The organism is Clostridium weizhouense (assembly GCF_019431045.1).
In the GTDB taxonomy this organism is placed as follows: Bacteria; Bacillota; Clostridia; order Clostridiales; family Clostridiaceae; genus Clostridium; species Clostridium weizhouense.
Genome location: NZ_JAHXPT010000024.1, coordinates 1 through 14,124 on the forward strand (window position 1 = coordinate 1; position 14,124 = coordinate 14,124).

The window sequence follows — 14,124 nt, forward strand, 5'->3', positions numbered from 1 at the left end:
TGCACTTTCTCCAATAGTAGGCATTGAATACATTATGTTTACTGATGGTGGTGCATATCTAAACCAATAAGCTTCTTGATTTGTAATTTAAAACATTTATTAACACTAAAAATCCTCCTTATCTTTGATTATAGAAGTTAGGAGGATTTTATTTTTATACATATTAATTCTATATATGTTTTATTTTGAACTTATTTATATTTACTTCTCATTTTCTAAATAAATTAATTCATCATCTTCATCAATTATCATTCTCCTATATAAAGCTTCTGATGGAAAAAACATTCTTGGAACTTTAGGTAATATAGGTTGAAAATATCTTTTTAATTTTCTTAAATCTTCATCTGATACATTATCAATATTTTCTGTCAACTGCAAATATGCTCCATTATCGCTCAGTGATTTAACCAAATAAACAGGTGCTTCCTTTTTGATTTTTTCTATTCCACCTAATAAATTTACATGATTTTTACTTAAATAATTTCCCCAGCTGTATCCTCTAAAATATATATCAAATTTTTCTGATACCCTTAAATATGTAAGTCCTACATATCTTTCATGTGGACTAAAGGAACAATATGATCCCATACAATCTAATGTAATAAAACCTCCTACACAATTTATATTCGCTAACACCATTTCTATTAACTTTTGATATTCCAAACAAACATATTTAGAATCATCTTTGGCACAAGTCCATTTATTTATTGAAAATTCTATAAGACTTGCCCTTTTAGGATTTTCAATATTGGATAAAATATTTAAATTAATAATATCTGGTGATGTATATGCCTCTGGACAATCTACTCCTTTAATTTTTGCATCAATCATTTTTTTATCAAAATGAACAAAATTTAGCTTTTCAACTTTACCTTCATTAATTAAAATTTTAGTTTTTTCCCAATTTGAATATTCATAGTTATATTTTTTTCCATTTAAATTAATTTCATATTTTAAGCTTTTATTTATTGGTTTAACTACTTTATCTATAAATTCTTCTATAAGTTCAATAATTACTATTCCTTTATCTAACAAAGAATCATATGTTGAAATACATCCATAAATGTGTTTTCCATACTCTACTATTTTATTCATATTTTCACCTCAAAAAAATATTTATGGTACTGGTATTAAGTTTCTTGGAGGAAACAATCGAGATCCCTCTGATATTATTACATATGCTACTAAAACTGCACCAGTAAGCCCAGTTACCTCTTCCATTTGTCTCCAAAATTCTTCTGAATAATCTGCTGGATATTCATAAGAATCTTCAGCAGAATTGTCTAATATTGGAGATGTAGTTTGAGATGAAATAACCCTATTGACAGTTACGTAAAATATCTCTAGTCTCCATCAATATTTTTCCTAACATATTTTCCCCAGTTCCATCTTCACCGCATCCCCAATAGTAGTCTTTAGTGGTTTTCTCAATTATCTCCTTATCTCCAGTTGAGAGAAGTATTTCCTTAGCATCGCTATTTGCTTTGAATTTTTCTAAAACCGCTCTTCGCATTATATCATCTTTTACTTCTTCCCAATCTTTCCTAAGTGGTTTACTTCTATCACGTCCCATATTTGCTGCTTCCATTGGTGTTGATGACATTCTAACTTGTTTTTCATATTCAGTTCCAATAAACTTTTGGGCTTGGAAATAATGTTCACTTGTCATCCAATACTTCCCTTCAAGTTCGAAACCATGTTTTGAAAAATTAGAAAAACAGCCGTACTCATTATTTGTTTTATAAAAATATATAGCCATATTAGCCTCCTTGATTAGTTTTTATTTTTTCTATACTCCTTGACCAAAAGGTGAATCCCATAGTATCTTACTTAAATAATCCTCCAGCCTTCCTGCTTCAATAAAGATAGGACTTGAATAATGAGCGTGTTCTGCTTCTGCTGATATAGAAGTATAAATAAAGAACTATCCTACTAGTTTCCTACTTATTATCAGCTCTCCTTTTATAAGAATCTTTAACTCATCAAGTAGAAAATATAATTTATCAAATGCTTCTTTATTAACAGTCTTTGAAGTTCTAATTGGAAATAATAAATCAACTGTTAGTTTATTAATACTTTCTTCAATTTCTATCATTCTATCGTTTATCATTTTACATCATTCCTTATTGCTTCTTTAGTATTATTGATATATAGAAACTTCTTGTTGGCAAATAAAATAGTGATATGGCAATCATTTTACTCCGTTTACTCTTGGATATATTTCATTCATTAACACCTTCTATAAAAAATATCGATACTTCCATTATAACGATATTTTCTTTTACTTTAGGTTGAAAGGGGGATACGGTGGTAAGGATTTTATAAAGTATTTTTAGTTTCATCAACTAGAATTTACTTTTTAAAATTATCTACAACTCCCCCCCCTTTGCCCCCTACTCACTACATTATTTAGATTATGCAGTAAATTTTTTATATACTTCTTACTAATTTCAATCACTTATAGCACTCATATTATTATGCTATTAAATTAAAGCTAATTATGAAGTGACTTTTATATATTTGCTTGGTATATTATCACCTAACCATACTTTATCATTACCTAAATAAAACTTAACACCTTCATCCCAAGCCCTTTTAGCATCAATCTCAAGAATAGTTGGCTTATCATCACGTCTTTTACCAACTTGAAGTGCAGTTTCGATATCGTTCGATAAATGAACATATTGCCTTCCTTTTGGTAATAAACCTTTATTCTCTATTGACTCTAAAAAACGTCTTGCAGTTCCATGAAATAATATTGCTGGTGGTTCTGCACTTTCTTTTACTATCTTCCTTGGTATAGAATGTCCATATAAAGCTCTAATTTTACCATCAACTAATTCATGTCTCTTTTTATCTGAACTTTCAATTATATGATCTAAATCTTCTGTGGTTACACTTTCCCATTTACTATTTTCTTTTAAAGCAGTCAATAATTGTTCTACACTAACCCACCCATTTTCATCTAACTCTAATTCATACTCCCAAGGAGCATGTCTAAGGGCATATGATATTTCTTTACTAAGCATCAAATAATTCATATTAGTTTTTTCCCCCCATATTAATATTATAATTTAAATTCCTTCAATAACTCCATAACTAAGAAATTCGTATGCTCCATATCCATCAAAATATACTATATAGTGCTTTAAATTATTTATTTCCCCATCAATTGATAAAATTTCATTTTTCCAATTAGAATTCTTTATTTCTACTACTCGATTATATGCTTTTATCATATAATCTTTAATATTAGCCTCTTTAACATGTCTATATTTAACCGTGTTAATAAAAGTGATTCCTGTCCATTCATATTCACCTGATTCAGTTTCATAGTCATACATAAGAACTGAATTGTTACCTTTTTTCATAATTTTAGGATTATTCATAAATTCTTGTGCTAATTCATGTATCTCAAATACACTTGCAATCTCCATACTATACCTCCTACCTTAAACTACTAGCATTTTTACCTTGTCCTGTAATTCTTAGCACATCTGTTCCAGTATTACTTAACCCATTTCGTTGTAATCTTTCAGTTATCTTTAATTCAATTCCTAAATCACCAGTTTTATTAATTAAATTCCATTGTGATTCTGGTATATTTGCTCTCTTTAACGCTAATGATGACCTTGTATTTTCTATTAATCTAGTTCCATTTCTCTCAATATAGGTTACAGGTACATCACTCACATCAAGTTTTCCTTGCCTTAACATATCAGATACCTCACCAATTGTTTTTCCTGAAAATTTTCCCTCTGCACTAAAATTAGGTGATGCGGTAGTTTGTGTAAAATTTAATTTACCTTTAGGGTTACCTACCCTCTTAAGCATAATACTTTTATTTTCTCCACATACCCCACCTTCAGGTATTTCAGATGATGAAAATTGTCTTGTCTTACTTGCACTTGCATAACCACTAGGATCATAATACATAACAGGATTATTTCCACAATAAGCATAAAGATTTAATCCATCACCCCTATAAGTATCTTCTTGAGTAAATCTACCAATTATAGGATTATAAAATCTAGCCCTTAAATAATACTGTCCTGTTATACCATCAAACTGCTGTCCAGTATAAGTCATTCTATTATGAACTTCTTCTTTACTATTAAGAACACATCCAAATCCATCATAATAGTATTCATTTCTAATGTTTTTATTTTTATCCGTAATAAATAATGTACTGCCCTGTTCATCTGTAATATAGTAATATCTATTTAGTTTAGATTCTATTGTTGAATTTAAATTACTGTCTTCATCATCTAAATTTGCAATATCAGCAGCAACAACCTCATATCCTCTAGTAAATCTAGAAATTGCATTAAATTCTTTATCTGTTTCGACTAACACATTTTCCTTATGGAATATGAATTTAGTTAACTTTTCATTTTCTTGAATTTCAACTCTTAAACCTTCTGTATCATATCTATTTACTAAAGTATTTCCTTCTTTAGTTATAGCCTTTACTTGTTGATTTAGAGTATTATACTCAAAGATATTATTTCCAGTTGTTGTTTCTTCTTTTATTGTATTTCCTTGCTTATCATAAGTAAAATAGTTTATACCAGAATCCTTGTGTAATTCTTTCAGTTGGTTCTTTATATTATAGACATATTTTTCAGTTATATTATTTGTAGTTTTTGTTAGCCTATTTCCTACTTTATCATAAGTGAATCTTTCGCATCGATCGTCATAGTTTGCTTCTTTTAGCCTATTCATTGAATCATAAGTATAGAAGTCCTTATGCTTTGAGCTTACTTTTTGCAATCTATTTCCATTTAAATCGTAAGCATAATTGTAATCTATTAATACTTCACCATTTTGTGATATTGTAACTAAGCTTTGAACATTGCCATCACCATCATAAGTATAATCTGTCTTTAATCCATTTCCTACCGTTACTGATTTTATATTGTTATTTTTAAAATACTCATAATTTGCCAATGTATTTTGATTATCATCTTGAATTAATTTAACCCTATTAACATCATCATAATTATAAATACTGCTCTTTCCTGTGATGTCTTTTATACTTTTAATATTATTATTTCTATCATAAGTATACCTTAAAAGAGTTCTTCCAGATGCACTTTTAGATTCAAGCATTCCTTCAATGTTATAAGCATATTCATATTGCTGATTCCCTGTATACGCACTTCTTAGTGTTCCATCTGAATTGTATTTAAATCTTTGATCTATTACGTTTATCTTATTTTTATTTAAATTTTCTGCTTCCTCATCTATTTGATAAGCTTTTACTGAAACTATATTTCTATCTAAGTTATAGGTTCTATCTACATGATTTTGGTTTCTATCAATGTGTTTTGTTAAGTTACCCTCGTTATCGTAATAGAAATATTCACTATTTCCTTCTTGGTCTCTTATTTCGCATACTTGACCTAAACTGTTATAGCAATATTCTATAGTTCCACCATCTGCATCTGTCGTGCTTGTTATATTTCCTGCATAATCATAAGTATACTTTTCAACTCCGCCTTCTGGTGTTGTTATTTGAATTATTCTTCCCCAATCATCTAAAATATAGCTTGTTTGATTTCCATTACCATCAATTATTCCAGTAATGTTACCTCTAGCATCGTATTTATAACTTTGAGCTGTTTTACTTTCTTTTCTTGAATTTGGAGTAACAACATCTTTAATTTTTCCAAGTAATGTATAAGTATATTCAACCTTGTTATTTTCCCCATCTATTGAGATTTTCAAATTACCTTTAGAATCATAAGTATTTTTAGTTACGGTTTCACCTAAAGCATTTTTAACTTCAACTACTTGTCCTTTTAAATTATAATGATAAGTTGTTCCAACGCCATCGTCTTTTTGATTCTCATATTGTTCTGGAAGTACTTGTTTTATAATTCTATCATTTTTATCATAAAATAATTTTGTTGTGTTTCCTGAGAAATTAACAAAATGAGTAAGTCTATTTTGAGAATCATAAGTATAAGTCTTTTTCTTTTGATCTAATTGGAATTTTAACTCTTCAAATAACTTTTCATTTTCTTTTTTCTTTTCATATCTCTTAGACCAATGTACTCTATAATCATTTTCACTTACATATTTACTGTTTATAAGTTTTGCATCTTCTCCAGAGTATTCACTTATGCTTGTTATATTATTAGCTTTATCATATTTATAAACATGACTTCTAAATATTCCATTTACTTCATCTTTTTCATACTGCTCTATAACCCTATCCGCTTTGTCATAAACTCTTCCTATTTCATAGCCTTTTGGAGTTATTATCTTTGTTATGTTGCCATTTTTATCATATTCATAGTTTGTTATTGCCCAGACATTTTTTTCAGTAGGTTCTGATGATACAAAGCCACTATTTATTTCTTCTTTCTTTTGAATTAAGTTTCCTACTCTATCATAAGTATAATGAATGGCTTTTGTTGTTATATCATTAATCTTAAAGCTTTCATAAGTCTTATTGTTTAAGCAATCATATTTGTATCTTGTCTTTGATCCATACTTATCTTTAACTTCAATAAGTCTATTTTCTTTATCATAAATAAAATAAATTTCATTATAGTTATTGCAGTCTTCATTTTCATATACTAATGTTGTTCCATGCTTTTCTAAAATTTTATTGCTGTTTTTATCATAATCATAGTAAGTTACATTGTACTTAATCTCTGCTTCATCTTTTTCAACTGGCACTCTCTTTTCAATTAAGTTTCCAAGCAAATTATATTTAAATAAACTTGCATTTCCTTCATTATCTATTTCTTTTATAATATTTCCATGAAGATCATATTCAAAGGTCTTTTCTACAATTCCTTCCTCATTTATTATGGAACTTAAATTATTCATTGAATCATAAGTGTAACTATAACCTAACCCATTATCAGTTCCTTTATTGTAGTATTCTGGACTTATATGCTTTATTACATTTCCATTGGAATCATAAAAAAATCTTTCTATTCCTCCATCAGGATATATTGTTTTTATTTTTCTATTATCTTTATCATAAGCATATTCCACTCCAATTCCATCGTGCGTTTCATGGTTATAATAGTTTGGATTTATTTCTTTTATTATATTTCCTTCACTATCTCTTATGTTTTTTTGCACTATTCCAAGTGGATTTTTTATACTTATTAACCTATCCATATGGTCATAAGTATATCTATAGCCTTCATCTACAAAATTTCTATCAATACATGCATTTGGTGTATAGAGGCTAATAATATTACCCATATTGTCATAATTCTTTATTGTCACATTTCCATTGGCATCTTTAATTTTTGCCGCATAATTTAAATGGTTATATGCAAATTCTATTGTTCCATAATCTGTTTTTATTTCAGTATTTCTACCTACATCATCATACTCATATTCATACTCATATCCACTGTTTGTAATCACTCTCACTGGATCTTTTCCTTGCTTTTTTCCTAAGTAACTTATATTTGCATACTCATATTTAGATGTATTTCTATTCCCATCAGTTTTACTTAAAATTCTTCCATAAGAATCATATGTATAACTTTCATTCTTCCAATTTTCAACTGAAATCTTTGTTTTCTTTTCTAATAAATTACCTTCACTGTCATAAGAATAAATAATTTCTTTTTCTTCACTATCTGTTTCTTCTGTTAAGTTCCCATTATTATCATATATATATTCTGTAATTAATCCATTTGGTGAAATTTCTTTTAGTAAATTACCAAATTCATCATAAACTTTATGAACTTCATATCCATTTCTATCTTTTATATAGACCTTATTTTGATATTCATCATATTTATATTCTTTTGTAGTTCCATCTTCATATAATAAGTGCGTTATTAAATTATCTTTATTATATTGTATTTTTTCAATTCTTTGACTTCCATTATAATAAAAAGTATTCTCTTTTTTATATTCATCATAAGCTGCTGTTGCAAAATCTCCATCTGGATACTCTTGTCTTATTACTCTTCCTTTTTTGTCAAAGAAGTTTTTAGTATAAGTATTTCCATTTGCATCTGTTACACTATTGATATAACCTTTTTCATCATAAGTATATTTTGTTGTTCCTCTATCAACATTATTTTACTGACTCCTAAAGGTGCTAGTGTTGATCAACTAGGAACTCCTTTATCAATTACAGGTATTTATTTAACTGCTAAAAAAATAATGAACCAGCCTACTTGATTTCAGCTGATTCATTTCACCTTTTCACTGCATTATTTAGATTATGCAATCAATCCAATTTATAGCTTTTGTTAATTTACTATATTTCTTTTAATCTAGTAATTTTGTAGCAAGTTATTCCTTAATTTTGAATCTAGTTTAATATAGGTATATACTTTTTATTAGCTAAGTTTAAATAAATATTAGTTTCATCATCAATTTTAATTGCATCCCATTCAATATTATCATCTAAATATATCTTAACATTAACTATATTATTACTTCCTTTACATATACCAACGAGATTAATTTTATCTAGTATTTCATTATAATTGAAAAGTTTTAAAATTTGTTTATCTATATTTTCACCCTCTATATCTGTACATATAAACTTACTACTTAGTATATTTGCATAATCATCTATACTATTTATACTCTCTCTAATATTGCTTGTAATATACCAAGTTAACATAACTTCCTCATTAGTTACTTCCTTTATTTTATTAATATCATCATGAAAATCGTATCTCATATTGTCCCATAATTTTTTAAATTCAGATACTGAAAAGATTATTGGTATATACTTATACTTTTCTTTAAAGCAATAATTTATATTAGGAATCCACAATATATCTTCTCCTAAACGCCTAGCTATAACATTGCTCTGATTAGATTGATTACTATAATTTAATTTTAATTCTAAATCTGCATCTACAGATGTTACCAAGTTATCTACATAACCATTGTAAATTATAATATCATCATATTTAACACTAATTTTTTCATCATATATGTCACCACTTAAAACTATTTCCATATTTACACTCCTCCAATTAATCAATTAAATCATAGCCAGGAAGCCCCCAACGTTTAGCAAATCTAGCCCAATCATCCTCTGGAACAAATAACTTATGTTTAACAGAATTACCTTCTTTAGTCATATGATATATCCCTTCCTTTACACTATATTTATTTGTTTTTGCTGATATAGTGCCTACGCTTCCCTTTTTTAAGAATTCAACTCTTCCATTAGCTCTTATAACATATGGTTCACCTGACATTATAGATTCATCAAGAATAGTTGGAATATTATGATAAGCTCCTCCATCATCTGACATTCTCCTTAATGTTCGTTCATCATATACTAAACTTTTATTTCCACTTCTTATTTCTTCAATATTAGAATATACATTGTTAAGTTCACTAAATTCAGGGTTACTTACCCCCTGGTATGATAAGCTTATAGATTAAACAATAACCACATCACAAATTTTAATTATTTCTCTAATAATTTCTTAAGTTATTTATTCTATTACTATTGTTTAATCCCTCTTATTTTGAGACAATATTCTCGTATAGATAGAGGTTTACCTACGCCCCCTTGAGGCATCTTTTGACCTCGTAACTAAGACTGTTACCTCATCTCTGCGAGATATTGCGTATAAGCTGGATGTTGATTATATTATTATAATTCATCGTATATCTAACCTGGATGTAACTTGCATTGTATAGAATATTCTATCTAAAAAATAAAGGAGATGTTTAAATGTTTATTGTTGGTATTGATATTGGTAAAAATAGTCATGAAGCTACTATTATTGATGAAACTGGTGCTATCATCGGTAAATCAATTAAATTTACCAATTCACATAGTGGTGCTAATAAATTAATGGATCAGATTAATAAAAATATAGGTAATTCACAAGTTATTTTTGGACTTGAAGCTACTGGACATTATTGGCTTTCTTTATATTCATTTCTTTTAGAAAAAGGTTACTTAATCAATGTTATAAACCCTATACAATCTGATAGCTTTAGAAATCTTTACATACGCCAAACTAAAAATGATACTAAAGACTCTTTTATTATTGCTGAAGTTATTCGATTTGGAAGATTTACAAATACACAATTAGCTGATGAAAAAATTCTTTCTTTAAGACAATTATGTAGATATAGGCTTTCTTTAGTTGATAGTGTTTCTGAATTAAAATGCAGAATTATCACTGTACTTGATCAAGTTTTTCCTGAATATGAACAGCTATTTTCTGATACTTGGGGCATAAGTTCTAAAAAGCTTTTAGAAAAATATCAAACCCCAGAGCAAATTCTTAAAATTGATACAAGTAAATTAGCCGAATTTTTAAGAGAACATAGTCGTGGACAGCTTGGCCTTGCAAAAGCAGAAAAAATACAAAATGCTGCTAAAAATACTTTCGGAATAAAATTTGCTAAAGATGCTTTTAAATTTCAACTTAAACAGCTAATAAAACAAGTCCTTTTTATAGAAGAGCAAATTAAAGACTTAGATGTAGAAATTGAAATTTATTATACTAAATTTGGTTCACATCTTGAGTCTATTCCTGGTATAGGTAAAATCACTGCTGCTATTATTCTTAGCGAAATTGGTGATATTAATAGATTTAAAAGCGCTAAAGCCTTAGTTGCTTATGCTGGAATTGATCCAACAGTTAAGCAATCTGGTCAATTTTTAGCTAATAATAATAAAATGTCCAAACGAGGTTCCCCTTACCTTAGAAGAGCCTTATTTCTATGTGCTTCAACTTGTACCTTACACGAAAGTCCACTTAATGACTACTATGTTAAAAAGCGTAATGAAGGTAAGCACCATCTTACTGCCGTTGGAGCGGTAGCTCATAAGCTCACACATATTGTTTTTGCTATTTTAAGAGATAATAAAGATTATACACCTATGCCATAATCCTTATTTAAATTCTTATATTTTATATTGCTATTAAAAAATTTTCTATTATTAATAGCTTATTTTTTATGTATTTTTCTACTATATATGATTTCATATAAAAATTTAATATTTTTTATAAAAACTATTGACTTCACATAGCTGGTCTTGGGGCAAAGTTTGTCTTATTATCTTTTAGTGGTAGATTTGAATATTTTCAACATCTACCACTATTTTATCACTTTAAAAAGCAATGAACTAGCCTACTTATTTTTCAGCTAGTTCATTTAGTATTTCTCTCACCGCAATATTAATATTATGAAATGACTTATTACATCTGTTTTTATATTTTGTCTCAATTATCCAACTTTGCTTTTTTATGCAGTATACTCTATTTAGTTTATGCATCTAGATTTTTGTTTACTCTAACTTTTAAATATATTAGCTTTATATGATACTTCTTTTACTTGGAATATGTCAATATTTTTTAAAGACTTATTATTTATAAACCACATATTTATATTTTTGCTTTCATATATTTATCTTCAAGTTCTTTAAACTCTTTTGATTCATAAAGCAATTGATTTATTGCCAAAATATCTCTCATAAATTTTCTTGTAGTAGCAAGTATTGTATTAAATAATTTATCTTTCGGAATACTCTCACACCAAAAAAGTTCATTTCTTTTCTTTGGCAAATTTACTACAAATTTATCAATATGCATTTCCTTCTCTGCTTTTATCTGGCTAATTAATACTTCATTATTGTTTAACTCAAACTCAAGCCATATATTATCGCTATCAGGTTGCTCTATTGCAACAAATGAACTTTCTTTTAACTGTATTATAGCATCATTTAATCGCTTAAACCATGTAATTAAAAATTCACCACTAAATGGAATATCCTTATCAACAAACCCCTCTTTGGTATTATTGAATATTAACTGAATTTGTCCCATAACAGTATTTACATCATCTTCAAATTCTATTATATTATTTAAATTTAAAATTCTATTCTTTTCTTCATCAAGAATTTCATAATTAATTAAGAACATTTAATCCCTCCTAAAATCCAAAATCTGATAAAGTTAATTTAAAACCACCATATGCTGAATGGGATACTCCATTCTCTAAGTATACTGTAATCTTTTCTCCAAAAACTTCAACTGTATGTTCACCATTAGTAAGCCCTTGTGACAATACCTTGTTATAAGCTTTATTAGTTGCATCAATTACTTTCTGTTCTGACCAACTTGGATTAAAGAATGATTTTTTATTTAACAATTTTTCAGCTGGCTCACTTAATCCTTTTTCCATCATTTTATTTATAGTATTTTTTATTCTAGCATATGTATGGTCTTTAAGTACATGTTCTATTTTACCCTTTGAAATAGCTTCAGCCACCTCCTTGGGGCAGAGTCTGTCTTATTATTTTTAGTGGTAGGATTGAGTGTTTTCAACCCTTACCACAGTTTCAAGACTATTTTCAACTACTTATCATTTTTTCTGTTATGTAGCTACTTTTTCAGCCTTGGTTTTCCTTAATATGTTAACCTTATTTTATCATGCTACTTCTTTTATTTCTACAATAGGCATTACATATTCCGTTTTATTTTTCATCATTCCATAGATGATGTTATTAAGCCTTCTCATTACACACACCAATGCTTGTATCTTAGTTTTACCTTCTGAAACTTTTCTCTTGTAGTATTCTAGGAAAGCTGGATTTCTAGGAGTTCCTTTCTTAGAAACTTGTATCTGTTGCACTGCTAGGAAGTAGAATACTCCGTAAAGTTCTCTATTTCCTTGTTTACTCTTTTTATCTTTTTCTTTACCTGCTGAACTGAAATTTACTGGTGCTATTCCAGAAAATTTAGCTAGTTTATCAGCATTACGGAATCTTTTAATATCTCCTATGTGAGCAACAAGTGCAATTGCAGTTACAGTATCTATTCCTGGAATTGTTTCTAGCTTTAGGTCTAGAAGTTTTAATAGCTTTTTCATTTCTACCTCAACTTTCTTGATTTCTTCACTCTTAAATGCAATGTCTCTTACAGTGCTCTGAATGATGAAATCTCTAAACTCTTGGTACTCCCTTGTTGTATCTCCATCACTTTCTACAAGTTCTATAATTTCTTTAGCTTTTCTTGTAGAACAACTGTTATGACTAGGTTTTCTTAAAAACTCTGCTAGTTCTTCATCGGTTACACCTTTTAGGTGTTTCGGTGATGGATACTTATCGTAAAATGCTAATGCAGTTTTACTATTCACATCAGAAAAAAATTTCTTGTAACTTGGGTAATTATAGTTTAAGTTCTCATGAAGTTGATTGGTTAAATTAGTTATTGATTTTACAATTGAATTTCTTCTATTAACCATCATTTTTATTGTCCAGTATAAATCTTGTGGATTAGCATCTGGTAAAGTGTCTAGCTTTCTTAAAAGTACTGATGCAATGCACCTAGCATCCCAATCATCACTCTTTTGAGTAGTAGGGTAACTCATTCTTTCCATGTATGAAAGTGCTGAATTAACTTCCTTTACTATCATTCCTCTCTCAATTAGAAATACTGCTAAACTTCTACCGTAGCCATGTACGTCTTCAAGTCCATAAAATGGTGTTAAATTACCTGCAATCTTATTTACCTTATTCACTAGTCTTGTGAAATCAGAAGGCTTATTCTCAATGGTTATTGAGCCTAGTTTTTCCTCCCAACAATCTATTATAACAGCGGTATGGGTATCCTTGTGTAAGTCTAATCCAACATATATATGATTTTGCTTCTTGTGCATCTTTAATCACTCCTATTCATTATTCATGCAGGAACGCAGGCAACCTCAGTTTAAAGCATTCAATTAAGCTTCTAGCAATGTTACTAGAAAATTATTGTGCATGGGGGCGAAAGCCAATCCGTTCTTGTTCTGCTAGAAGTAATGACCTTGTAGCTTTCAATGAAATCATTATTGAATGTCTTACTTGAGTTACCCACTCCCGCATTAGTTACTATTTCTTTTAGGTTTAGTATATCTGCTATTGAAAAATATTTCTTATACTTGAACCTTGATTTTACCTATGTTTATACTGTCCCTAGACTTCCTTATCTTGTCCTCGTTTTATAATTTCCAGTTAAGGACTTCTTAGGCTAAAAACTTTCTATTTTAACACTTTTTAATGATTCTATTTTTCACATCCTCTATTTTCTCCTGACTTACGGACAGTTATTATCAAAATTATTGAATAAATTCCATAATAAATTTAATTTTAAATTATTATGGAAT

The 14,124-nt window shown here is 28.4% G+C and carries 12 protein-coding genes; 1 reads left to right on the forward strand and 11 read right to left on the reverse strand.

The genetic code is table 11. The features are described from left to right. Positions 1 to 201: 201 nt before the first annotated feature. From KYD98_RS17670 to KYD98_RS17705, 8 genes are all read right to left on the reverse strand, one after another. Entirely contained in the window at positions 202 to 1,095 is an 894-nt protein-coding gene (locus tag KYD98_RS17670) for a hypothetical protein (RefSeq protein WP_219781375.1), read from the reverse strand. A gap of 223 nt (positions 1,096 to 1,318) precedes the next feature. Further along, positions 1,319 to 1,759 carry a riboflavin biosynthesis intermediates N-glycosidase gene (gene ybiA / locus KYD98_RS17675; RefSeq protein ID WP_219781376.1) on the reverse strand — a complete coding sequence of 147 codons (441 nt, stop codon included), beginning with the start codon at positions 1,757 to 1,759 and terminating at the stop codon, positions 1,319 to 1,321. A gap of 165 nt (positions 1,760 to 1,924) precedes the next feature. Then, positions 1,925 to 2,110 (reverse strand): hypothetical protein, encoded by a 186-nt coding sequence (locus KYD98_RS17680; RefSeq protein ID WP_219781377.1) that lies wholly within the window; start codon positions 2,108 to 2,110, stop codon positions 1,925 to 1,927. A 388-nt stretch (positions 2,111 to 2,498) separates the two neighbouring features. After that, on the reverse strand, positions 2,499 to 3,041 hold the full coding sequence (locus KYD98_RS17685) for an RNA 2'-phosphotransferase (RefSeq protein WP_219781378.1): 543 nt from the start codon (positions 3,039 to 3,041) through the stop codon (positions 2,499 to 2,501). A gap of 33 nt (positions 3,042 to 3,074) precedes the next feature. Continuing rightward, positions 3,075 to 3,437 carry a hypothetical protein gene (locus KYD98_RS17690; RefSeq protein ID WP_219781379.1) on the reverse strand — a complete coding sequence of 121 codons (363 nt, stop codon included), beginning with the start codon at positions 3,435 to 3,437 and terminating at the stop codon, positions 3,075 to 3,077. A gap of 10 nt (positions 3,438 to 3,447) precedes the next feature. After that, entirely contained in the window at positions 3,448 to 7,404 is a 3,957-nt protein-coding gene (locus tag KYD98_RS17695; protein WP_308462475.1) for an RHS repeat-associated core domain-containing protein, read from the reverse strand. 898 nt (positions 7,405 to 8,302) lie between these two features. Continuing rightward, positions 8,303 to 8,965 carry a hypothetical protein gene (locus tag KYD98_RS17700; RefSeq protein ID WP_219781380.1) on the reverse strand — a complete coding sequence of 221 codons (663 nt, stop codon included), beginning with the start codon at positions 8,963 to 8,965 and terminating at the stop codon, positions 8,303 to 8,305. Positions 8,966 to 8,981: 16 nt separating this feature from the next. After that, positions 8,982 to 9,266, reverse strand: a complete 285-nt coding sequence (locus KYD98_RS17705; protein ID WP_219781381.1) for a hypothetical protein — start codon at positions 9,264 to 9,266, stop codon at positions 8,982 to 8,984. A 428-nt stretch (positions 9,267 to 9,694) separates the two neighbouring features. Between KYD98_RS17705 and KYD98_RS17710 the strand changes: the two genes are divergently transcribed. Beyond that, positions 9,695 to 10,867, forward strand: coding sequence for an IS110 family RNA-guided transposase (locus KYD98_RS17710; protein ID WP_219781382.1), 1,173 nt, complete (start codon positions 9,695 to 9,697; stop codon positions 10,865 to 10,867). Positions 10,868 to 11,363: 496 nt separating this feature from the next. On the opposite strand, the gene KYD98_RS17715 is transcribed toward KYD98_RS17710, so the two are convergent. The 3 genes from KYD98_RS17715 to KYD98_RS17725 all read right to left on the reverse strand — a co-directional run bounded on the left by KYD98_RS17715 (position 11,364) and on the right by KYD98_RS17725 (position 13,638). Next, on the reverse strand, positions 11,364 to 11,900 hold the full coding sequence (locus KYD98_RS17715) for a hypothetical protein (RefSeq protein WP_219781383.1): 537 nt from the start codon (positions 11,898 to 11,900) through the stop codon (positions 11,364 to 11,366). A 10-nt stretch (positions 11,901 to 11,910) separates the two neighbouring features. After that, positions 11,911 to 12,249 (reverse strand): EndoU domain-containing protein, encoded by a 339-nt coding sequence (locus KYD98_RS17720; RefSeq protein ID WP_219781384.1) that lies wholly within the window; start codon positions 12,247 to 12,249, stop codon positions 11,911 to 11,913. A gap of 159 nt (positions 12,250 to 12,408) precedes the next feature. Beyond that, positions 12,409 to 13,638 carry an IS110 family RNA-guided transposase gene (locus tag KYD98_RS17725; RefSeq protein WP_219781385.1) on the reverse strand — a complete coding sequence of 410 codons (1,230 nt, stop codon included), beginning with the start codon at positions 13,636 to 13,638 and terminating at the stop codon, positions 12,409 to 12,411. Positions 13,639 to 14,124 lie beyond the last annotated feature (486 nt).